Source organism: Ruminococcus sp. 8Y-12 (assembly GCF_058119865.1).
Window position 1 is genome coordinate 3,764,032 of sequence record NZ_CM176623.1, and the last position, 23,472, is coordinate 3,787,503.

Consider the following 23,472-nt stretch of genomic DNA (forward strand, 5'->3'; position numbering starts at 1 on the left):
ACTGTTCCATACCTTCACAGCTACATGCAAAATCCATCTAAAGAATCATTTTCTTACGGTCTGCGCAGTAACTGCCCAGACCTGCTGAATAGTTACGTTAATTGCTTCTTCTACCGATTTTGGTCTTCATCACATACCAAAGGGCGCCTGTGATGCAGACAGATGAGTATGCTCCGCAAAGGATACCCACGATCAGAGGCAGCGCGAACTCACGGATGGATGCAACGCCCATAACATAGAGAACCGCAACCATTACAAAAGTGGTAAAGGAAGTATAGATACTTCTGGTCAGTGTCTGTGTGATACTTAAATTTACGACCTCCGCCAAATCTGTTTTCTTGGATGCCGCCTTCATGTTCTCACGAATACGGTCAAAGATAACGATTGTGGCATTGATGGAATAACCTACAATGGTCAGCATACAAGCAATGAAGGTATTTCCTACGGACACTCTTGCGATAGCGTAGAACGCCAGCACTACCAGGACATCATGCACCAGGGCAAGTACCGCACTGGTTGCAAAACGGATATCCTTAAACCGGAACCAGATATAGATCAGCATACAGATCGTTGCCACAATCACTGCGATGACAGCATCCTTCCTCATCTCGTTGCTGACGGTTGAGGAAATGCTCTCCGCGGTAATCAGGGACTCATCCACGCCAAACTCATCCTTGAGCAGATCGTTCAGCTCCTGTCTCTCATCCAGATTGAGCTCCTTTGTCTTGATGATAACCTGATTGGTTCCCGACACCTTCTGGGTCTGGATATTGGCGTCTCCGGTCACCTTCTGTACAACCGGTTTTACCTTTGCATCAATGTCTGCAATACTTAAATCTTCATTAAAAGTAACGTTTGTGGAAGTACCGCCCATAAACTCAAGGCTGTAATTTAAGGCTTTGCCTGAGCTTCCGTTGTTCACCAGCATTGCAACCGGAGCAGCGATAACAAGCACCAGTGAGATCACAAAGAACAGGTTCTTTTTGCTCAGGAAGTTGATGGTCTTGCGCTCTTTCTGTTTTCCATAGAGCTTCTCACCCTTTAAGCCCAGTGCAAACAGGGCGTTCACCAAAAGTCTTGAGATTACAAGTGCAGTAAACATGGATAAAACAATACCCATGGCAAGAGTCTGCGCAAATCCCTTAACACTTCCGGTTCCCATCATTCCGAGCACCAAGGCTGCAATCAGGGTTGTGATATTTCCATCCACAATTGCGGACAGTGCCTTCTGGAATCCTGTCTTTATAGCGGACTGTATTGACTTTCCGTCCGCAATCTCCTCACGGATACGGGCGTAGATGATTACATTGGCATCCACAGCCATACCGATAGAGAGAATGATACCCGCGATACCCGGAAGGGTAAGGGTGATATCAAATGCATTCAGCATTACCAGCATCAGGGCTGTGTAGATCAGGAGGGAGATACCTGCCACAATACCTGGAAGCAGATATACCACAATCATAAAGAGAATCACAATGGCGAGACCGATGGCTCCCGCTTTCAAGCTGGTGGAGATCGCCTCCTCACCCAACTGTGCTCCCACTACATTGGACCGCAGCTCTTCCAGCTCCAGGGAAAGAGAACCGATACGGATGGAGGATGCCAGCTTTTCAGCCTCCTCCTGGTTTGCCATACCGGAGATATATGCCTTTCCTCCTGTAATGGCTTCCTTTACTTCCGGAGAACTGATGGTGTTTCCATCATAGATAATGTTTATTACCTTGCCCACATTCTCTGAGGTAGCAGTTGCAAACTTCTGCGCTCCCTCTGAGGTGAGAATCAATTCAACCACGTATTCCCGGTTCTTCATCTCATCTGTGGAAACCTTGGCCTCTGCAGAATCCACATCCGTACCGGTGAGTACCTCGGACCCATCCGCCAGAGTAAACTGCAGGGAACCAGGCTTGCCCAGCTCTTCCAGAATCTTGTTGGCGTCTGTCACACCCGGAATCTCGATATTGATGCGGTCATCACCTTCCTGGTATACCTGAGCCTCTGTGCTGTACTGCTCAACACGCTGCTGAAGCTTGTAAATCGTATCGGCCATGTCCTCTGAGGAGGGCGTCCCCTCTCCAATGGCCTGATAAGTGATACTTACACCTCCGGCCAGATCCAGGCCCGTGGTGATGTTCTTTGCGGAACCAGTTCCTGTTGGTCCGAATCCTACTGCAGCTGTAAAAGTCAAAAGCCCTAAAAATAAGGCCATAACAATTACAACCGCGATCGCTTTGTTTTTCTTCATTGCTAATTCTCCTTTTCCTCTTCCTCCGCTAATGCGGCTTTTATCATAATCGCACACTCGATACGTTTTCGCTGCAGTTCACAGCCGATATCGTATGCATCATTGATGGAGCCGTGGAATTTGTAGGAATTTGCCGCGCAACCCCCGCTGCAGTAAAACTTTGCAAAACAATCCCTGCACTTTTCCTTGGCATAGACATTGCACCCTTTAAATGTTTCCTGAATCTCAGGCGCTTTCAGTCCGTCAAACACATTTCCCATCAGAAAATCATCTTCCCCTACAAACTGATGGCAGGGATAGAGATCTCCCCAGGGTGTCACCGCCAGATACTCCGTCCCTGAGCCGCAGCCCGAAAGACGCTTGTAGACACAGGGGCCTCCTGTCAGATCGATCATGAAATGAAAGAAGTTGAACCCCCTGCCTTCCCGCTCCCTCTTGATCATCTCATCTGCCAGCTTGTCGTACTCCTCACAGATCTGTGGAATATCCTCCCGGCGGATCGAATACTCCTCCTCAGGCAGAGCCACCACCGGCTCCACGGAAATCTGCGTAAATCCAAGGTCTGCCAGGTGCAGCACATCCTTGGAAAAATCCAGATTGTGCCTGGTAAAGGTTCCGCGCACATAATATTTCTCTTGTCCGCGGCTCTCGGCAAATTTCTGGAATTTTGGAACAATCAGGTCGTAACTGCCTTTTCCCTTCCGGAAGGGTCTCATAAAATCATGGACCTCTTTTCTTCCGTCAATGCTCAGGACCACATTTGCCATTTCTTTATTGGCAAACTCCATGATCTCTTCATTCAGCAGAACCCCATTGGTGGTCAGAGTGAAGCGGAAATTTTTGCCATACTTCTTCTCCTGCTCCCTCCCATATTTCACCAGGTCTTTTACCACCTGCCAGTTCATCAGCGGTTCCCCGCCGAAAAAGTCCACCTCCAGATTCCTGCGGCTGCCTGAGTTGGCAATGAGGAAATCCAACGCCTGCTTTCCCACCTCGTAGCTCATCAGAGCTCTTCTTCCGTGGTACTCTCCTTCCTCCGCAAAACAATAGCGGCAGGCCAGGTTGCAGTCGTGGGCAATGTGCAGGCAAAGTGCCTTCACCACCGTCTGTCTCTCCTTAAAGTCCGTAATGGCACGCTCATAGGTATCTTGGGTAAACAAGGTTCCGGCTTTCTCAAGCTCCGCACAGTCCGTTAAGGCCTCCCGGATGCTCTCTGGCGTATACTGCCCCGCCAGCCGGCTTATAATCTCCTCCTCCTTCATCTTCTGTTCCAGAAGGGGAAGGATATCATACACTACATCATCAACAATATGTACTGCTCCGCTGTTCACATCCATGACTATATTGTAGCCATTGCTTTTGTACTGATGGATCACCGTTAAACCCCTTTCAACTAATAAGCAGCGAACAGTGTCCGCTGCTTACTGGATTCCTTTTATTATTTATTATTTTCGCAGCTTTGGTTTCCTACTGTACAGGATGTCTTACATGCTGACTGGCAGGAAGTCTGACATTCGCCGCAGCCGCCTTTTTTCACAGTTTTCTGTAAGCTCTGTGTGTTCAGAGTTTTGATATGTTTCATCCGCTTAAGCCTCCTTACATAATTCTTTCAATCTGCGCCCGACAATGCTGTTAATCTTGATGTTTCAATCCACGCTCGGTAATTTAACAGAGTACGACCACATCTTTCGATGCGTTGATTGACTTCATGTCAGTTGGGGATACCGATTTCTCTGTACCCGCCACTGCCATTAATTTTGTTTTAGGTAATTCCTCTCGCCACCTATAGAGATGGGAGAATCCTCACTTATACTTGTTGAGCTTCAGATATTATATCATAAGTATTTTTATTTTTAAAGTATTTTTACACACCTTTTTCACATTTTTATGGTATATTTAATACGAAAAACTCATTTTGAACAGAAAGGATTAGACAAACTATGAAAAAGAAACTGTTACTCGCGGCTGCCTCCGTATGCATTCTGGCTTTCCTGACCGGCTGCTCCCAGGGCACTTACTCCAAATATGTAAAGCTGGGGGATTACAAGGGGCTTGACTTGAAGATGATCAAGTCTGAAGTAACCGACGAGATGGTGGATGAGGAAATCGAAACTCTTTTGGAAGAGAATGCCTCCTACACTGAGATCACAGACCGGGCTGCCCAGGAGGGGGACACGGTAAATGTGGATTTTACGGGAACCATTGACGGGGAAGAATTTGAAGACGGCTCTGCGGAAGACTTTGATCTGGAGCTGGGTGCCGGCTACTTCCTGGATGACTTTGAGGCACAGCTGGTGGGCGCAAACGCCGGAGAGACCAAGGAGCTCACTGTCGTCTTCCCGGAAGAATATGACGAGACCCTGGCCGGCAAGGAAGCGAAATTTACGGTTAAAGTAAACAGTATTTCTGAAAAGAGTATTCCGGAGTACAACGATGCATTTGTATCCAGCATCTCTGACTACAGTACTACCGCTGAGTACGAGGATTCCCTAAAGGCCGAGCTTCTGGCATCCCAGCAGGAAAACAATCAGTATACTGCCGGTACGGACGCACTCCAGATGGCTATGGACAATGCCACCATTGACGGCTATCCCCAGGAGCTCTACGATGAGTGCAAAGCCCAGTACGATGACATGAATCAGCAGTACGCGGACATGTTCGGTGTTGATGTGTCAGAGATGGAGATGGACGAGGAAGAGACAAAGAGTAGTATTGAGAGCATGGTAAAAGAGCAGATGGTTTCTGTTACCATTGCGGAAAAAGAAAAACTGAAAGTCAGCGATGAGGAGTACACTCAGTATCTGGAAGATAACTACGAAATCTATGGATACGACTCTGCAGCCGCTTATGAGGAGGCTTACACCAAGGATGCCATTATGAAGGAAATCCTTCTCTTAAAGGTACAGGACTTCCTGGTAGAGAACGCCAATATCACGGAAGTGACAGAGGACGAATACTACGGAGACGATGAGGAGTATCTGGACGACGAGGATGTGGACATGGAAGACTTAGGGGATGACGTGGAAGGCGCCCTGGAAGACGGGGATGAGGATGCCGATGAGGCTGACACGGACGATGCTTCTGAGACAGAAACGGAGACACCAGAGATTTCGGAAACAGATTCGAACGCTGAGTAAAACAATACATAGAGAACTGCTGCCTTTTCGCATACTAAGGCATATTTATTTGGACCGGGTCATTTTGAAAATGACCCGGTCCAACTTTTTTAATCCTCGTTAGTATTTACTTTGCTCGCCCGCTCTGTCACTTCCCTCTCCTGGATGTCAGAGGGCGCCTGCTCATAGCGCGCAAACTCGTAGGCAAAGTCCCCGCTTCCTCCAGTCATGGAGCGCAGCGTTGTGGAATACCCGTAGAGTTCGGTGGTGGGGATATCCGCCTCTATTACCTGGTTGCCTTTGTGATCCGGATTCATACCAAGCACACGGCCACGGCGTTTGTTCAGATCTCCCATAACGTCCCCGGTATACTTGTCGGGAACCGTCACCTTCAGGGATGCGATGGGCTCTAAGAGCACCGGATGGGCCTCCATGAATCCCTTCTTAAACGCCTGAATCGCCGCTGTCTTAAATGCCATCTCGGAAGAATCTACAGGGTGGTAAGATCCATCGTAAAGCACTGCCTTAACGCCCACAACCGGATATGCGGCCAGGGGGCCTTTCTGAACAGCGTCCTGTATTCCCTTTTCCACAGCCGGGAAGTAATTCTTGGGTACAGCGCCTCCCACTACCTCCTGGTCAAACGCATAGGCTTCGTCCAGATTGTCCAGAGGCTCAAAGCGCATCTTTACATGACCGTACTGTCCGTGTCCGCCGGACTGTTTCTTATACTTGGCCTCCACATCGGATTTCTTGCGGATGGTCTCCCTGAACGCCACCTTTGGTTTATCCAGTTCAATCTCTATCTTATATTTGCCCAACAGCTTGCTCTGAATAATATCCAGATGCTGATCACCCATGCCGTAAAGGAGTGTCTGTCTGTTCTCCGCATCATTGACCGCCTTCATGGTCAGATCCTCATGCATCATCTTGGACAGCGCCTGGGAAACTTTATCCTCGTCACCTTTGTTCTTCGCTTTATACCTCTTGTATGTATAAGGTGTGGAGACTTCAATACGCCCGAACCGGATCGGCGTTGCCTTGGTAGAAAGAGTATCTCCAGTGCGCGCCTTCTCCAGCTTGCCGATTGCCCCGATATCGCCCGCGTGCAGCTCACTCACCTCAACAGGCTTGCTTCCCTCAAAGATATAGAGTTTGTTGATCTTCTGCTCTGTATCTTTATCTACATTGTAAAGAGTGTCGTCATTTTTGATAACGCCGGAGCAGACCTTGATCAGAGAATATTTTCCAATAAACGGATCTACAATTGTCTTGAAGACTTGTGCGGATTTCGCCTTTGCGAAGTCATAGTCCGCCTCAAAAATCTCGTTGGTCTTTGTATTCACTCCTGCGATCTTGCGTTTGTCCGGGCTTGGGAAATACTGTACAATATCATCCAGCAGATTCGCCACCCCGCGCAGCTCCACAGGTGAGCCCATAGCCACTGGCACGATCTCACAGTCATCCACATTTGCGGTGAGCGCCATCATGATCTCCGCTATGGAGAACTCCTCACCGCCAAAATAGCGGTCCATAAATTCTTCACTTGTCTCTGCCACTGCCTCTAAGAGAGTCTCTCTGTACTTCTCCAGGTATTCCATGGAATATTCAGGGATCGGACACTCTTCTTTATTGCCCCTGTCCAGCCACTTTCTTCCTGCTTTCTTTACAACATTTACATATCCCGTAAACTTTTCGTTTTCTCTGATTGGGAAGTGAATCGGCGCTATCTTCTTGCCGTAAAGGTCAGTCAGAGCCTCAACCACTTCGCGGAAGCTGGCATTATCCACATCCATGTTAGTGATAAAGAACATTCTGGGAAGTTTATATTTTTCACACAGGTCCCAGGCCTTCTGGGTTCCCACTTCTACTCCGCTCTTGCCGGAAACTACAATTACTGCCGCGTCCGCTGCTGCTGCCGCTTCCTCAGCCTCCCCCACAAAATCAAAATATCCGGGCGTATCCAGCACATTCACCTTCACATCATTCCAGATTACCGGAACCATGGATGTGCTTATTGAGAACTTTCTCTTAATCTCTTCTTTATCAAAATCACTGATGGTATTGCCCTCTGTTACGTTTCCCAGCCTGCTGGTAATTCCCCCCAGATATGCCATAGCCTCTGTCAAGCTGGTCTTTCCTGAACCTCCATGTCCAAGAATCACGACGTTTCTGATTCTGTCGGTTGTGTAAACTTTCATACTGATATCCTCCAATACTAGTTATTTGAGAACGGCCCCCAGCCATTCCTTCTTTAATGTCTATGGATACATTCTACTAAAATTGTCGTAATATTTCAAGCTATTTATTCATTTTTAACAAAAATTTTTGCACAAAAATTATTTTCGCGCGTTAATGCAACAAAGCATTGACACAAATGCCCTAAAATAGTACAATGATACCATTAAAATTTGCTTAGAAAAGGACAAAATACTATGATTATTGTAATGAAACCGCACGCCTCTAAGGCGTCCATTGAACACATAACGCATCTTGTCAAATCCAAGGGCCTGGAGGTACACCTCTCAGAGGGCCAGGAAGTTACCATCATCGGTGTGGTGGGCGACAAGACAAAGCTGGCGGACCAGAACCTGGAGATCGCGCCGGAAGTGGATAAGATCGTTCCCGTCACAGAAAGCTACAAGCTGGCTAACAAAAAGTTTCACCCTGAGCCCTCCGCGGTAAAGGTGGGAAATACCCGGATCGGCCCCGGCAACTTGACGGTCATGGCAGGTCCCTGTGCTGTGGAGACGGAGGAACAGCTTCTTGAAATTGCCAGGGAAGTAAAAAAAGCGGGCGCTACCTTTGTACGCGGCGGGGCATACAAACCCCGCACCTCCCCCTACTCTTTCCAGGGACTTGAGGAGGAGGGGCTCCGCTACATGCAAAAGGCAAAGGAGGAGACAGGACTCAACACCATCTGTGAGGTAATCAGCGCCGAGGCCATTGACGCTGCGGTAAAGTACATAGACATGATCCAGATCGGCGCCAGAAATATGCAGAATTTCCAGCTTTTAAAGGAAGCCGGCAGGTCAGGTCTTCCGGTACTTTTAAAGAGAGGACTTTCCGCCACCATTGACGAGTGGCTCAACGCCGCTGAGTACATCATTGCGGAGGGTAATCCAAACGTGGTTCTCTGTGAGCGGGGAATCCGCACCTTTGAGACTGCCACCAGAAACACCCTGGATATCAGCGCCGTACCAGTGATCAAGTCCAAATCCCACCTGCCCATTATCGTAGACCCCAGCCATGCCACCGGAGTGAGAAATTATGTCGCTCCTCTGGCCAAGGCCGCAGTGGCTGTGGGTGCGGACGGTCTGATGATTGAGGTTCACAATGACCCTGCCCATGCTTTATCGGACGGTCCCCAGTCTCTGACCTTTAAGCAGTTTGACCAGCTTTCTTCTGAGCTGGCCCCCTATGCCAGACTGGCGGAAAGGACCTTTGGAAATGAGTGATATGACAGCCGGTTTTATCGGTCTGGGGCTGATCGGCGGCTCCATCGCCAGGGCAATCAAATATTTTTACCCATCCGCAAGGATTATTGCCCACACCCGCACCAGGGCGACTGCGGAGTATGCGCTCAAAGAGGGAATCATCGATGAAGCTTTCGACTGCATAGGCCCGGCCTACGCAGAGTGTGACTATATATTCCTATGCGCCCCTGTGGAAGCCAATGCCTCCTACCTGAAAGACTTAAAACCCTTTCTCACAGACCGCACCACGCTGACGGATGTGGGGAGCACTAAAACAGACATCCACGAAAAGGTCAACGAGCTGGGGCTGCAGGCCTATTTCATCGGGGGACATCCCATGGCAGGCTCTGAGAAGACCGGGATCGCCAACTCAAAACGCCATCTGATTGAAAATGCCTATTATGTGCTCACCCCCTCAGAGCAGGTTCCCCGGGAAAAAGTGGACCGCTACGAAAACCTGGTCCGCACCCTGCGGGCGCTGCCCCTGATACTGGATTACCGGGAGCACGACTATGTGACTGCGGCTATCAGCCACCTTCCGCATATCATTGCCTCCACTCTGGTGAACCTGGTAAAAGACTCTGATTCCGAAAAAGGGGTTATGAAAAGGGTCGCCGCTGGAGGATTCAAGGATATCACCCGCATTGCCTCCTCCTCCCCGGAAATGTGGGAGCAGATCTGCGCAACCAACCGGGAAAATATTATTGAGGTGCTGGACAGCTACATTAACAGTCTGATCTCCGTAAAGTTTTCCCTGGCGGAGCGGGACAACCAGCGTATTTACGACCTTTTTGACAACTCCAGGGAATACCGGAACTCCATCTCCGATACCTCCAGCGGTCCCATACCAAAGACCTACTCCATCTACTGCGACATGGTGGACGAGGCAGGGGGAATCGCCGCACTGGCCACCATCTTGGCTACCAACGGCATCAGTATCAAGAATATCGGGATCGTACACAACCGGGAATTTGAGGAAGCGGTTCTTCACGTAGAGTTCTATGAGGAGAATGCAAAGCAGCGCGCCGCAGAATTGCTGCGCAGATACCGCTACACAATCTATGAGCGGTAAGGGATGGAATTTGGCCCCCTTCCCCGAATCATAATATAAATATACGAAAAGAGATTACTGTCTATGGAATTTACAAAATCAACTCCCATGCGGGGAGAAATCACAGTGCCGGGAGACAAATCCATCTCCCACAGAGCGGTCATGTTCGGAGCAATCGCATCCGGTACCACGGAGGTGACCAATTTTCTTCAAGGAGCCGACTGCCTCTCCACCATCTCCTGCTTTCGCAAAATGGGCATAGAGATCGAAAACACACCGGAGCATATATTAATCCGTGGGAAGGGCCTGTACGGCCTCACTGCCCCCAGCAGCGTTCTGGACGCGGGCAACAGCGGAACCACCACCCGCCTGATCTCCGGTATCCTTTCAGGCCAGAGATTTTCCTGCCAGTTGACCGGTGACGCCTCCATTCAGAAACGCCCCATGAGCAGGATTATGACTCCCCTGACCATGATGGGCGCCAGTATTGAGAGCATAAACAAAAACGGATGCGCGCCCCTTCTCATCAACGGGAAACCTTTAAAAGGGATACACTACCAGTCCCCAGTGGCATCCGCCCAGGTAAAGTCCTGTATCCTTTTAGCCGGACTGTATGCGGAGGGTAAGACCTCCGTCACGGAGCCGACTCTCTCCAGAAACCACACGGAAATCATGCTGAAAAGTTTTGGAGCCCAGGTCAAATCAGAGGGAAATACCGCCTGTGTGACGCCGGCTCCGGATCTCATGGGCCAGAAAATCCAGGTTCCGGGAGATATCTCCTCCGCCGCCTATTTCATTGCGGCAGGTCTTATCATTCCCGGCTCTGAAATACTGATTAAAAATGTAGGTGTAAACCCTACCCGGGATGGAATCCTCAGGGTATGCCAAAGCATGGGGGCAGATATCACCCTGCTTAACCAGCGTACCGCAGGCGGGGAAGCGGCCGCTGACCTTCTGGTACGCTACACCCCTGATCTGAGGGGATGTGAGATTGGGGGCGGACTGATCCCCACCTTGATCGATGAAATCCCCGTGATCGCTGTCATAGCCGCCTGCGCTTCGGGCACTACTGTGATCCGCGATGCCCAGGAGCTGAAGGTAAAGGAGTCAAACCGTCTGGATATTGTAGTAAACTCCCTCTCGGCAATGGGTGTGGATATAGAGGGTACACAGGACGGTATGGTCATTCACGGCGGCAGGCCCCTGTCCGGCGCAGTGATCCACAGTCATCTGGACCACCGCATTGCCATGTCCTTCGCCATTGCCGGTCTCGCAGGAACCGGAACCACAACGATCCGGGATGCCCAGTGCGTAGACATCAGTTATCCCGGATTTTATCAGGACCTGAGCGCGCTTCAGCAAAGGTAAGAGGCCCGCGGATTTTCCACAATCCGCAGGCCTCTATCTTTTACGATTCTTCTTCTGCCATCTCAACAAATCTGTCAAAATAGTCTCTGTTTGACTTTTTCAGAGAAACCGGGTTCCCCTTACTGTCCAAAAAGCAATGCCTGCTCTTTCCCGTGCAGCGCAACTCCCCGGTTTTGCTGTCTGTCACTTCATAGCACAGATCCATAACAATCCCGTTGAATTTCTTAACACAGGTCTTTATCAGCACCACATCGTCAAACCGCACCATGGTTCTGTACTCCGCCGCCACCTTCAGCACCGGGCTTACCACTCCTGCGGATTCCATCTCTCTGTACAGAATACCTGCCTGGCGCATGAGATCAATGCGCGCCTCTTCAAACCACCGGATATAGTTGGAGTGATGTACTATCCCCATCTGGTCCGTCTCATAGTACTGCACTCTGTGTGTGTAAGGCTCAAACATCCCCATCTTTTCGTTTCCTTCCTACTCTTTCCCACTCCAGCAGTATGTGCACAGCTTGCACGGAGATATGCCTATGGAAGCTTCCATATCATCCAGTCTGTGGAAATGAAGTGTGGTAAAGTTCAGTTTCTTTCTCACCTCATCTACCATCTCCCTGTAGTTGTCACTGTCCGGATTTGCATAGTCCGCCAGCATCTCCTGCTCCCGGTCACCTTCCCTTTCCCGGATAATTCTCCTGGTAATCAGATCCAGTTCCGATTTGGAACGGGAAAAATTCAGATATTTACATCCAAACATCAGAGGCGGACACGCGGGACGAATGTGCACCTCCTTAGCGCCGCTTTGATAGAGAAACTCCGTAGTTTCCCTAAGCTGTGTTCCCCGGACAATGGAATCGTCGATCAGCAGCAGGCGTTTTCCCCGGATCAAAGCGTCCACTGGAATCAGCTTCATCTTGGCAATCAAATTTCTCTGGCTCTGCTTCGCGGGCATAAAAGACCTGGGCCAGGTGGGCGTATATTTAATAAAAGGCCTGGAAAAAGGTATTCCCGACTCATTTGCATAGCCAACAGCGTGGGCAATTCCCGAGTCCGGAACTCCGGCTACAAAGTCCGCCTTTACATTATCCCTTTTGGCCAGCATACTTCCACAATGGTAACGCATCATCTCCACATTCACACCCTCATAGGTGGAGTTGGGATATCCATAGTATACCCAAAGAAAGGAGCAGATTTTCATCTGCTTACCGGGCTCGGCTACCGTCTGTACCCCCTCAGGTGTGATGTAGACAATCTCCCCGGGGCCCAGCTCTTTGTAATCCGTGTATCCCAGATTAATATAGGCAAAGCTCTCAAAGGAGGCACAGTAAGCGTCCTCTTTCTTTCCGATCACCAACGGAGTTCTTCCCATCCGGTCCCTGGCTGCGTAGATTCCCTCCTTGGTCATCACCAGCATAGTCATGGAGCCATCCACTGCCTCCTGCACGTAACGGATTCCTTCCACGATGCTGTCTCTCTTGTTGATAAGAGAAGCCACCAGCTCCGTGGCATTGATTTTTCCGCCGCTCATCTCCAAGAACTGTGTGGGGCCATTTTGATACGCCTCTCTGATCAATTCCTTCTCATTATTGATCCTCCCCACTGTGGTAATCGCAAAACTACCCAGGTGGGATTGGATCAAAAGAGGCTGGGGCTCATTGTCTGAAATACAGCCAATGCCCAGATTCCCCTCCATCTCATCCACGTCACTCTCAAACTTTGTACGAAAAGGTGAGTTCTCTATATTGTGAATCGCCTTATTAAACCCCTCAGGACCGTGTACTGTCATTCCCCCTCTTCTCGTCCCCAGATGGGAATGATAGTCCACCCCGAAAAACAAATCCATAACGCAATTCTTTTTAGAGGCTACTCCAAAAATTCCACCCATTTCCAATCTCCTTTCATCGTCCGCATGTCAGTAAGGATGCCTTTTCCATCTGTCAACCACTGACGTCCATCTTGTTTTTGGTGATCCATCTATCTAATTCACAGCTCAATACTCTCCAGGTCATCCGGAATCCATAGATTCCCGCTGAAATATTCTTTTCCCTCTTCTGAGTAAAGCTCTTTTCTCATCAAAATATTATCATCCTCTGTGTGATAAAGCAACAAATTTTCAACCTTTAATGTCTCTGCCATCTGGCATGCGTCTTTCACTGTGGAGTGATGTTTCTCATAGGGCTTATGTATTTCCGCCTGTGCGTACAGGCAGAAGGCCTCGTGCAGCAGCCACTTACTTCCCTTTGCATATATCTCCTCATAATCGCTGTACGGCTCGTCCCCACAGCATGTGAGCTTCTCCTCCTTAGTGAGATACATGGTAAACCCATACTGCTTTGCCTTGGTGGAATGAATGTCAAAAAAGGTAACTTTACGCCCCAAAATCTTGAGCGATTCCCCGTCTGTAACGGAAACCAGATGCAATCTGGTCCCTATAAACCGATTGCCTTTCTTCTGCAGCAGCATATGTGCCAGATCTCGTAGAATCCCCGCCACTTCTTCGTGGGCATAGATGCAGACCTCTCCCTCATAATCATTTTTGTTCATAGCCTGGCAGATCAGGCGTACCATCCAGACTATTCCCATCAGATGGTCAATGTGCTTGTGCGTTACAAAAATATGCTTTATATCCTTCCAGTTGATCCCAGCGTATTTGATCTGACGCAGAATAGTGTTTCCTCCTCCTCCGTCCACTAAGAAATATTGGTTCTCCTCACTCAGTACAAAACAGGTATTGTAACACTCCGTAACCTGAGCATTGCCTGTCCCAAGCATTGTGATTTTCATTGGTGTTATCTCCTTTGGTTAATTCAGTCTTTCAAGTATTATAATTGCTAAGCATCCTGATTGTACCACAAAGGGCCGGAAGATGCTACCCTTCCAGCCCTTAAAATATGTCTTTATGCTTTCTGTGAAATCCCTACAGAAAATACAATTTCAACCAATTGATAGATAACATTCAGGAAAATAAATAGCAAAAGAGGACCCTGGATATTTATTCCAAATGGCATATAGTCATGAATCGCCATGGAAAGTGTCTTTTGAATTGTTTTGGCCAAGAAAATACCGGGTATGAGCGTGATCACAAACGCAGTCCACACGATCGGACGGTAAATATAAATCAGCATTTTGCGTATTTCTTTCTGACTGTATCCTAAAAGCTTCAGTATGGATATGTCCCTCTGGTTATCCTGAAAATTAAGATACAAAGCTAGGAAAAGCAATATACATCCTATGACTGCCCCAATTACCTGATTTATAACTGCACTCGTCTCATTAGAGGTGGCATCCCGCTCCAACATTTGTTTCATCTGTACTTTGCTGACTGCGGTACCATCCTTTGACACAGGACTCATGCTCCACACACCATTGTAGCTACCCGCTGGGACTTTGATTTCCCCAGACAATGCAGAGGCGTTTACGTAGACTGATTTTAGCTGTGCATTTTCAGCAATTCCCCGAACAGTATATACCTTTGCCGCGCTGTCTGTAGTCATGGTGAGATCATCGCCAATTTTTATGTTGTAGTTTGTTGCAAGCTCAGGGTTGATATAGACTTCATCGGTTTCCGGCTCAGGCAATGCCTTTCCCGTTTTATCAAGTAATTCAAATACATTTCCCAGATTGTACAATCCATAAACACTTTGCGTTATCTCATAGCCGCCTGCCTTTACCACGGTATGACTAACAAGATATGGGAGTGCATCAGCCGGAAGCGTATTATTCCTGTATTCTGTATAGACTGTATTGAATTGGTAGTGATGCCCCTTTGTCTGTGAATCCATGATCTTCTGACTGCTGATATTCAGGGATCGCCCTAATATAAAACAGACATTAAATGCCATGACAGCCGCAAAGATGAGGATGACTGCCAAAGGCTTCCGAAGTGCAATGCGCAGCGGAAATTTATCCTTCACCGGAATTATTTTTACGATTCGCCCGGCAGCCCATAATCCGCCCGGTATCTCCTGCTTCGCTGTTTTACCGGCAATCAGCACTGCAGGCTCCTTCCCTTGTATAAAATGATAACTGAAGCAAGCGGTAAGACAGAAAATAATAGTCCCTCCCAACAGGCCGATGGCTGTACTTACAAGGTTGACTTCTCTTACGAGTCCAGTTACGGAACATGTCTTTTCATTTGCCTGAATAAGGATATCAGAAAGAAAATATCCGCAGAGCATGCCTGACGCAGCACCTACAGTCGATAAACATGCAGTAAAGAGGATAAAAAAAGTACGCAAAGCACTGTCTGTAAACCCCAACGCCTTCAGACAGCCCATCTGTTTTTTGGCTGAGCGGAAAAAACGGTAGAAAAACATGATAAAAACAAAGGCAGTCAGTATAGTCATAGCAAAAAGAAAGATATAAGCCAAATTCGTGTTTGATAATAAGGCATCCCTATACTTTTTCTGATTTTCACTTAATAAAGCCTGGGAATCCAGCATCGCCAAATTTCCATCAACGGAAAATTTTACGAAGAAATAGGAAAGAGACGCAAGGCAGGTCAGTATAAAGAGAAGTACAACAAATACTTTGTTACGCCCAACCTGTTTTATCAGATGTTTATACAATAAATTCATATTATTACCCCCACACCATATCTCTGGCCGCTATTGGATGTTCATTTAGGATATCACTTTGTATGGTGCCATTTTTCATGGTAATAATCCGGTCAGCCGTTTTGGCAATCTGCGGATTATGTGTCGTGAAAAGAACGGTCATGCCAAAAGTGGATTGCAGATTATGCAGAAGCTCTACCACATTTTTACTGTTTTCCTCATCAAGGGAACCGGTTGCCTCATCGCAAAACAGAAGACGGGGACTTTTGATCACAGCCCGTGCGATAGAGGTTCTCTGCTGCTGCCCTCCTGAGAGTTCGGCGGGAAATTTCTCAAGCACTTCTTCCAACTGAAGAATTCGCACCAAACGGTCAAAGGAGAGGGATTGCTTCTGTGGGCATATACCGATTTTTATATTCTCCTGAACGGTCAGATTATCCAGCAATAAATAGTCCTGAAAGACATTTCCCACATCCATTCGTTTCCAGCAGGCGAGCTGTTTTTCACTATAATCCATTATTTTTGCATCTTTGTACCCCACACTTCCATCGGTAGGCTTTAGCATCCCTGAGAGAATATTTAACAGGGTACTTTTTCCGGAACCGCTGGGACCCAGGATAGCAGTAAAAGTATTTTCATAGATGGTGAGTGTAATTCCCTTTAAAACATGTTCTTTTCCAAAATCCTTCGTCAGATTTTCCGCTTTCATAATAATTTCCATATGCAGTGCTTCCCCCTATTCATTGGTGATCTTCTTCTTTCGGTTCTGTAGCAATTCATTTATCATCCTGACCTCTTCTTTTGTGCGATAGAGATCTATGAGATAACCAACCAAATAAATTACGAAAACCATAAGCACTAATACCCATATAGGGGTACTCTGATACCAATGAAAAACAGCACCCCATGTAAGGGTAATTACCATGGTATAGATGATGTCCGTCAGAACTTCTAAAACCGGATATTGCATATCAAATCTGTGGGTCACAGTAAAACCGAGATGCATGAAGGCACTTAATGCGGTAATTTCAAAGATTGTATTGATGCAAATAGCTTTCCCGCCATACATGGTTGCAACACCAGAAAGCACAAGCAGAATAATACCGATGGATGCCAGAATATTTATAACAACCTTTTTCATCTCTATATTCCCTCCTGCAATTTACTTTTAATATCCGCCAAATATTTTCTGGAGACATTCAGCCGCTCTCCGTTTTTTAAAGTGGCTTCCATGCGGCTGTTTAACAGAGGCCGTACAAAATCCAGCACATTGATATTGAGAATACAAGATTTACTGATTTGGACAAATCCAACCGGGGACAGCGTCTCCAATAACTGATACAGGCGCAAGTCTGTACTGCAAATCTTTTTTTCGCAGTAGATAAAAGTATGTTTATCTACACTCTCCACATAGTAGATATCTGAGGCATTGAGCAACATCTCCCTCCCTTCAGCAAAGCATCTGATTTGTGTATCCGCTGATCGTACTAACGATATAAGTCTCTCTACATCCCGATTCATCTCTGCAAACTTAATGGAAACCTCAATCTCTTTCCTGGCTCTGTCTTGTTCCAGTTTGAGTAACATACAATGTGGTACCTCCTATTTTGGATATTAGATCCATTGTCTTAGAAGGAGTATAAACATTGTCTAAGAAAAAGGCAATTGGAAAACAACTGAAATACAAATTAAAATGACTGACATGCATAAGGAATGGGACAAGCTGCGGGAGTGTTTTTAATAGTTTGCTAGCTGCCGCAACAGGCACATTTGTCCGGCAACCATTCTATTTTAATCTGTCACATTAGACGGCAAAGTTTGCATGAGGGCAAAGAAATATTTAGCCTCGCCAGTACTAAAATATCTATACCAAAAATCTAGTGTGTCTGATTGAAAAACACCTAAACGCTCAATAATTTGCTTTGCCCACAACAAGGCCCCGGTACAGCTTGCAGTGATAAGGTTACTGTCTGCAATTGATGGCTTGTCTATATAAAAGCTTTGCCCTCTATAACCAGGTGAAACCATCTCAAGGAAACCTGCCCCGTTGCTGGTATGCGGACGCTGATCCAATAGCCCAAAGTTCGCAAGCGCAGCCGTAGCCCCGCAAATCGCACACACCGTAGCGCCTAAAGAGAGAAATTCGCTTGCTTTTTTGATGATAGCGCCATGCTTTGGATCGTTCCATGTGTTTGCACCCGGTAACAGCAACATGCTTGTTTCACTCACCATAATATCATCAATTAGCAAATCCGGCACAATTGTTAGTCCACCCATTGTATGGATTGACTCTTTCGAATCACTGACCATTTTGAGCGATACACATGGTGCACCCTCTTTGAAAAATCGACCAGAATTTAGCTCTGCAGTAACATGCCCAATTTCCCAGTCTGCTAATGTATCAAGAACATAAACATAGATTGTAAACATAAACTTCCTCCGCTTTCGTTACTTATTGATTTGTTTTCATTTTTATTGTATCATATAATTGTTGACAACAATATGGCCACAATCTAAATCGAAAGGCTGATTATCAGATGAAAGTAGACAGGCTTGTTAGCATTATTATGATACTCCTTGATAAAAAACGTTTAGGCGCACAGGAGCTAGCAGATATGTTTGAAGTTTCACCCCGCACAATCTACCGGGACATTGATGCTATCAACATGGCGGGTATTCCCGTTCGTTCCATTCCGGGTGTGGGCGGCGGCTTTGAAATCATGCAGGAATATAAGATTGATAATAAGGTCTTTTCTACTAATGACCTTTCCGCTCTCTTGATGGGGCTTTCCAGTCTTTCCGACATGGTGCGGGGCGATGAACTGATACACACTCTTGCGAAAGTCAAGAGTTTTATTCCCGCCGACAGAGTGAAAGACATTGAATTAAAAGTTAATCAAATAAGTATAGATTTAAATCCTTGGATGGGAAGCAGTAACATACAACCCTATTTAGATATTATCAAATCAGCTTTGCAGGAAAGTAAGCTACTTTCATTTGAATATGTAGCCCACCACGGAAACAAAACTGCAAGAACAGCCGAGCCGTATCAGCTTGTATTAAAAAATAGTCATTGGTATTTGCTAGGGTATTGCCATAAAAGAGATGACTTTCGCCTGTTTAGACTATCTCGCATGTCAAACCTGCAAATACTAAAGGATACTTTTACTCCACGAGATTATCAAAAACCGACTTTAGACTTTGCGGAAATTTGGGAAACGATACAAACAAAAATCAAACTCCGTATTCATAAATCTGTCATGGACAGGGTACTAGATTATTGCTCTTATGAACACTTTTCGCCAGATGGCCATGAGTATTACATTGTCAATTTTCCTTTTATTGAGAACGAATACTACTATGATATTCTTTTCAGCTTCGGGGATAAATGTGAATGCTTAGAGCCGTTGCATATCCGCACAGAGATGAAGCGCAGAATACATGACATAGCTACTTTATACGAAAATTAGAATAAGGAAAAAGGCTTTGTTCTCATGGTACGCAACTGAGTGCAAAGAGCCCGCACCTCAATGGTTCATTACGATACCAAAAAAGAAAAGCAGCCTTATCTTTACAAAGAAAGATAAAGCCGCGCTGTACATCCGATTTTGTGGTTCGATGCATCTTAAAAATCACCAGTTTTGGGTCAATGTATACTCATACACCAAACGAACCAAAACAAGTATTTATACAGTATAACGTGCATTTTTATTCTCGTATTATCCTCTCAAACTTTTGCAAGTGTTGGGGCTAAAACTAGCCTTTTTCACTGATTTCGCCCCCCAAAACGCACAAAAAGCAATTTTGAAAATCCATTGCAAACAAGCCTAAAAAGTCCGGTACTACTGCGTCTCTGCGGACTCTTTTCCGCACGAAATTTTCACTCACACCACGAGCATTGCATCTGCGCGGCACGCTTAATTCCAACGAAAATATAAATAATAAAGAAATTCATCTATATACGGGGATTATAATGTCGTAATTAGATTTTTTGTCTGTGTTATTCTTTATTGACAAAGGGGGTTAAAATAGGGTATAGTAATTTTTATAAATGAGGGAATATGAATGCAAAACGACAATATTTTGAATCAAATAACAGAACTGACTACAAAAATCAGTAACCTGCCAAAAGGATATATCTCGAAGAAATCCATCAATGGTAAGCTGTATTACTATCATCAGTGGTCGGAAAAAGGTAAAAAGCAAAGCAAGTATTTAAAAGATAAAGAGATAGAAGCACTTTCTGAACAAATCAATTTGCGGAAAGAATTGCAGGAACAGCTGCGAAATTTGCGCCAGTCCCCGAAAACCGCTAAAAACAGTGATAATGAAACGAAAATACGAAATGAGGTAACAAAAATGAAATGTACCTTAATGCATAAAGAGATGACCGTTGCTGAAATCGAGCTTGACGATGCCACCGGATTTATACAAAAAATTAATACCGTACATGCTTCGGCGCATCTGCCTTTAGGTGTTCCTGTACGACGGGGTGTTGTAGACCGGGCAATATTAAATGAATGGTGGACAGACCGCTCAATTCCCGCAAGCCGTTCCGGTATCCGTGAAGCACTCGAAACTCTGGATATATGCAGCACAAAAATGCTTCTTATCCGCTGTTACGGACTAAGCCTTTCCGATCAGTACTGGATTTGTCCCGAAGGATCTGGTCTTACATGGGATAAGATAAACTTCTTTGATAACGACTTCTCTGACGACATCGGGGATGTGCTGTTTGGAACCAATAAAAATCCGAATGCTATGGATTTAAGCTCCCCTGACAACACCTCGGACGGTAATCTGAAGAAAAGATGGAAAATCATCGATGGCAGGCGCTGCCTTGTGAAGGGCGGTTCCAATCCGTTTCGTCAACAACCCTTCAATGAGGTAATTGCAACCGGAATTATGGAACGTCTCGGAATTTCTCATGTGCCGTACACGCTCACATGGAACAAAGGCGCTCCTTACTGTATCTGCGAAGACTTTGTCACAAAAGATACGGAACTTGTTCCCGCGTGGCGCATCATACAGACACAAAAAAAAGTCAACAGTATCTCTGTGTATCAGCATTTTGTTAATTGCTGTGAATCGCTCGGTGCAAAAAATGTTGTACATTTTCTTGACCGCATGATTGTGCTCGATTATATAATTGCCAACGAAGACCGCCACCTGAACAACTTCGGTCTGCTGCGCAATGCGGAAACTTTGGAATGGTACGGTTTCGCTCCGATTTATGACAGCGGCTCCTCCCTCGGCTACGATAAGGTCGCCGGTCAAATCCGCTCAGAGCGTGATATAGAATGCAAGCCCTTCAAGAAACATCATGTGGAACAGCTCAAGCTGGTATCAGACTTTAGCTGGATCGATTTTGACAGCCTTGCCGACGTGGATGCTCTGATTAAGCAGACGCTGTCTGCAGACGGGGCAAGGGAATATATAGACGAAAGCCGAATCCAGGCCATAGTGGAAACGGTTAATCGCCGTATACAGAACCTGTTGCAGCTATCTATGATACAGACACCTGTACAAACAGATTCCACTGAAGATGATGTGGATAAAGACATTGCACAGGACTATTTCTAAATACCAGCACGATATTTCCGGCATCGAGGAAAAAGTAATCTCTCTCTATGCCCGCGGTATGAGCACAAGGGATATCCACGACCAGCTTCAGGACCTCTATGGCATTGAAATGTCAGCAGAGATGGTCAGCAAGATTACAGATAAGATACTTCCCGAAGTTAAGGAATGGCAGTCACGTCCGTTGAACTCCATATATCCTTTTGTCTCCATGGTCTGCATTCATTATAAGGTGCGGGAAGACGGCAGGATTTTGAGCCGTGCCGCGTATGTAGTGCTTGGTGTGACAGTGGAGGGATATAAAGACATCCTGAACATTACCGTTGGTGCAAAAGAAAGCAGTAAGTTCTGGCTTGGTATGCTGAATGATTTGAAAAACCGGGGTGTGAAGGATGTGCTGTTTTTCTGTGTAGATGGGCTCCCAGGCTTTAAAGAAGCAATTTTTTATGTTTTTGACAAACATGGATTTATACATTAACTTGCCAACCAGATTCCATACCCTTGTGTTTTGGCTGAATCATATATAGGTCTTAATCTTCCCTCCAGAACTTTTACAAATCTATCCCTTTCAATATTTTTAACATATAATTCTTTTGCCGACCAAAGTGCATTCAGATTATCACGCTGGCACTCTCCAAAAAGATGTGCTAATTTTTCATAATGATACACCATTTCATTCAGCATGAATTGGTTTTGAGCAAACCTGGAGAAATATCTTTCCCAATCCGGAAGCTTATCCCTTTTACTTGAGTTAAGTGAAGAATTCACCGGCATTAAGTTCCACATTTCATCGTTCGTAATGAAAGACCACGGAACAAAATGGTCAATTTCATAATCCCTCTTTCCTAGTAATCTTCCAGAATAAATATCGGTAATACCCGCCATATCAATAACAGCAGACCATAGCTTCCTAACATTTTGGAGTTTTCTCTGCTTTTCATTCTCCGGTTCCAGTTTATAAATAATACCTGGCACGCCTGGATTCCTATCCTGAAGATATTTTATCTTCTTCATCTGAATCCAACCCCTAATAGAGACCATGTTATCAATCAGAAAATGTCTCCACCTATCTTCAATAATGACTCTCTTACTCAATCCTCTTTCCGTACCTATTGTATATGGTATACAGCAACTTTTGTTAACCATTTCCATATAAGCAATAAGTCTCTTTCTTTGATCCCACAAAGGATCATTTCCGCCCAACTCCTTCATAAACGAAGACAGCAGCCGATAAGGAACATTTTTTGATATCTGATACTTTTCATCATGTAGAAGCTTTTCATTTTCTTCAATCACACGTAATATCTGCCATCTATCAGCAGTATGTTCAAGGCAGTTAAGTGCATCCAATTTATTCACTGCCCTCTCAATGCTATTAACACTGTTTCCTTCATTATCTTTGGTACCCATTCTGAGATGATATTCCGTAACAGAATACCACGCATCCGATATCATTCCGGAAATAATCCTATCGAAAGCGATGTTCTCTTCCTGTTCTGACAATAATTGCATTATTGAATCAAGCCAATAAAACTTATAACATTCAGTTGGATCATCCAGCATATGGATGAAACCTTCTATGTTCAAATTACAGTCGTAAATAAATATTTCATCCATAGCTGTCTGTCCTCCTCTTGCTAAAAATTAATGTACAACTTATCTGCCAAATTCTCCGCCTTAATCCAAGCAAGTATTTCATCTGTCAAATTCAAGATAGTCGCCTTTTCTTCACTTACAAGCTGCAAAAATGCTAGAATTTCCGAGTCTTCATCTAAGTCCAAATCTTTAAGAATTTTATCCGCTTCAGCAATTCCCTGCTTGATATCATCAACAATCCATTTAAAAACTTTACTGATTTCTTTGGCACCCCAGTAGATTGAGAAAAAAACGGCAACGGCATCCAACACGATGCCGCTACCGTTTTCTAAATTGATTCTTTTAAGACTGATTTCGTAAACAGACTTTTGAAAAATTTCAATCTCATATCTTGTTGTCAGCAGCCTTTTTCCATAGAATAAATTAGTAGTTTTCAACAATAAACACATTGCATTATTGTCTATAATTACTAATTTCCTCC

20 protein-coding genes and 1 pseudogene are annotated in these 23,472 nt (G+C 45.7%); 7 read left to right on the forward strand and 14 right to left on the reverse strand.

Annotated features, from left to right (window positions below; translation table 11 throughout):
* Positions 1-97 precede the first annotated feature (97 nt).
* The 3 genes from secD to scfA form a co-directional block, all read right to left on the reverse strand.
* On the reverse strand, positions 98-2,245 hold the full coding sequence (gene secD, locus AC0THY_RS14955; protein ID WP_489991402.1) for a protein translocase subunit SecD: 2,148 nt from the start codon (positions 2,243-2,245) through the stop codon (positions 98-100).
* 2 nt (positions 2,246-2,247) lie between these two features.
* Positions 2,248-3,621, reverse strand: coding sequence for a thioether cross-link-forming SCIFF peptide maturase (scfB, locus tag AC0THY_RS14960; protein ID WP_489991403.1), 1,374 nt, complete (start codon positions 3,619-3,621; stop codon positions 2,248-2,250).
* A gap of 62 nt (positions 3,622-3,683) precedes the next feature.
* Positions 3,684-3,827, reverse strand: coding sequence for a six-cysteine ranthipeptide SCIFF (scfA, locus tag AC0THY_RS14965; RefSeq protein ID WP_178685905.1), 144 nt, complete (start codon positions 3,825-3,827; stop codon positions 3,684-3,686).
* 358 nt (positions 3,828-4,185) lie between these two features.
* On the opposite strand from scfA, the gene tig reads away from it, so the two are divergent.
* Positions 4,186-5,382 carry a trigger factor gene (gene tig / locus AC0THY_RS14970; protein ID WP_489991404.1) on the forward strand — a complete coding sequence of 399 codons (1,197 nt, stop codon included), beginning with the start codon at positions 4,186-4,188 and terminating at the stop codon, positions 5,380-5,382.
* 89 nt (positions 5,383-5,471) lie between these two features.
* Here the strand turns inward: tig and AC0THY_RS14975 are convergent, their stop codons facing one another.
* Complete coding sequence (locus AC0THY_RS14975; RefSeq protein ID WP_489991405.1) at positions 5,472-7,562, reverse strand: elongation factor G; 2,091 nt, start codon at positions 7,560-7,562, stop codon at positions 5,472-5,474.
* 234 nt (positions 7,563-7,796) lie between these two features.
* Between AC0THY_RS14975 and aroF the strand changes: the two genes are divergently transcribed.
* From aroF to aroA, 3 genes are all read left to right on the forward strand, one after another.
* On the forward strand, positions 7,797-8,819 hold the full coding sequence (aroF, locus tag AC0THY_RS14980; protein WP_489991406.1) for a 3-deoxy-7-phosphoheptulonate synthase: 1,023 nt from the start codon (positions 7,797-7,799) through the stop codon (positions 8,817-8,819).
* Positions 8,812-9,909: a prephenate dehydrogenase gene (locus AC0THY_RS14985; RefSeq protein ID WP_489991407.1), complete on the forward strand. Its 1,098-nt coding sequence runs from the start codon at positions 8,812-8,814 to the stop codon at positions 9,907-9,909. The genes aroF and AC0THY_RS14985 overlap by 8 nt, the downstream gene beginning before the upstream one ends.
* Positions 9,910-9,972: 63 nt before the next feature.
* Positions 9,973-11,256 carry a 3-phosphoshikimate 1-carboxyvinyltransferase gene (gene aroA, locus AC0THY_RS14990; protein WP_489991408.1) on the forward strand — a complete coding sequence of 428 codons (1,284 nt, stop codon included), beginning with the start codon at positions 9,973-9,975 and terminating at the stop codon, positions 11,254-11,256.
* Positions 11,257-11,296: 40 nt separating this feature from the next.
* Here the strand turns inward: aroA and AC0THY_RS14995 are convergent, their stop codons facing one another.
* From AC0THY_RS14995 to AC0THY_RS15030, 8 genes are all read right to left on the reverse strand, one after another.
* On the reverse strand, positions 11,297-11,725 hold the full coding sequence (locus AC0THY_RS14995) for an acyl-CoA thioesterase (RefSeq protein ID WP_489991409.1): 429 nt from the start codon (positions 11,723-11,725) through the stop codon (positions 11,297-11,299).
* Between the two features lie 15 nt (positions 11,726-11,740).
* Positions 11,741-13,144: an amidophosphoribosyltransferase gene (locus AC0THY_RS15000; RefSeq protein ID WP_489991410.1), complete on the reverse strand. Its 1,404-nt coding sequence runs from the start codon at positions 13,142-13,144 to the stop codon at positions 11,741-11,743.
* Between the two features lie 98 nt (positions 13,145-13,242).
* Positions 13,243-14,043, reverse strand: a complete 801-nt coding sequence (locus AC0THY_RS15005; protein WP_489991411.1) for an MBL fold metallo-hydrolase — start codon at positions 14,041-14,043, stop codon at positions 13,243-13,245.
* A 113-nt stretch (positions 14,044-14,156) separates the two neighbouring features.
* Complete coding sequence (locus tag AC0THY_RS15010; protein ID WP_489991412.1) at positions 14,157-15,836, reverse strand: FtsX-like permease family protein; 1,680 nt, start codon at positions 15,834-15,836, stop codon at positions 14,157-14,159.
* 4 nt (positions 15,837-15,840) lie between these two features.
* The gene (locus tag AC0THY_RS15015; protein WP_489991413.1) at positions 15,841-16,536 is read right to left on the reverse strand and encodes an ABC transporter ATP-binding protein; all 696 of its coding nucleotides are present in this window, start codon (positions 16,534-16,536) and stop codon (positions 15,841-15,843) included.
* A 15-nt stretch (positions 16,537-16,551) separates the two neighbouring features.
* Complete coding sequence (locus tag AC0THY_RS15020) at positions 16,552-16,956, reverse strand: hypothetical protein (protein WP_489991414.1); 405 nt, start codon at positions 16,954-16,956, stop codon at positions 16,552-16,554.
* A gap of 2 nt (positions 16,957-16,958) precedes the next feature.
* Entirely contained in the window at positions 16,959-17,402 is a 444-nt protein-coding gene (locus tag AC0THY_RS15025; protein WP_489991415.1) for a LytTR family DNA-binding domain-containing protein, read from the reverse strand.
* 204 nt (positions 17,403-17,606) lie between these two features.
* A complete protein-coding gene (locus AC0THY_RS15030; protein WP_489991416.1) occupies positions 17,607-18,245 on the reverse strand; it encodes a type 1 glutamine amidotransferase family protein in 639 nt (212 codons plus the stop codon).
* A gap of 107 nt (positions 18,246-18,352) precedes the next feature.
* Between AC0THY_RS15030 and AC0THY_RS15035 the strand changes: the two genes are divergently transcribed.
* The 3 genes and pseudogenes from AC0THY_RS15035 to AC0THY_RS15045 all read left to right on the forward strand — a co-directional run.
* On the forward strand, positions 18,353-19,285 hold the full coding sequence (locus AC0THY_RS15035) for a helix-turn-helix transcriptional regulator (RefSeq protein ID WP_489991417.1): 933 nt from the start codon (positions 18,353-18,355) through the stop codon (positions 19,283-19,285).
* Between the two features lie 595 nt (positions 19,286-19,880).
* On the forward strand, positions 19,881-21,398 hold the full coding sequence (locus AC0THY_RS15040) for a DUF6788 family protein (protein ID WP_489991418.1): 1,518 nt from the start codon (positions 19,881-19,883) through the stop codon (positions 21,396-21,398).
* A pseudogene (locus tag AC0THY_RS15045) lies at positions 21,385-21,855 on the forward strand (IS256 family transposase); the annotation flags it as partial. The gene AC0THY_RS15040 and the pseudogene AC0THY_RS15045, both read left to right, overlap by 14 nt.
* Before the next feature lie 14 nt (positions 21,856-21,869).
* On the opposite strand, the gene AC0THY_RS15050 reads toward AC0THY_RS15045, so the two are convergent.
* Positions 21,870-23,012 carry an HNH endonuclease domain-containing protein gene (locus AC0THY_RS15050; protein WP_489991419.1) on the reverse strand — a complete coding sequence of 381 codons (1,143 nt, stop codon included), beginning with the start codon at positions 23,010-23,012 and terminating at the stop codon, positions 21,870-21,872.
* Positions 23,013-23,032: 20 nt separating this feature from the next.
* Entirely contained in the window at positions 23,033-23,428 is a 396-nt protein-coding gene (locus AC0THY_RS15055; RefSeq protein ID WP_489991420.1) for a hypothetical protein, read from the reverse strand.
* Between the last annotated feature and the right edge of the window lie 44 nt (positions 23,429-23,472).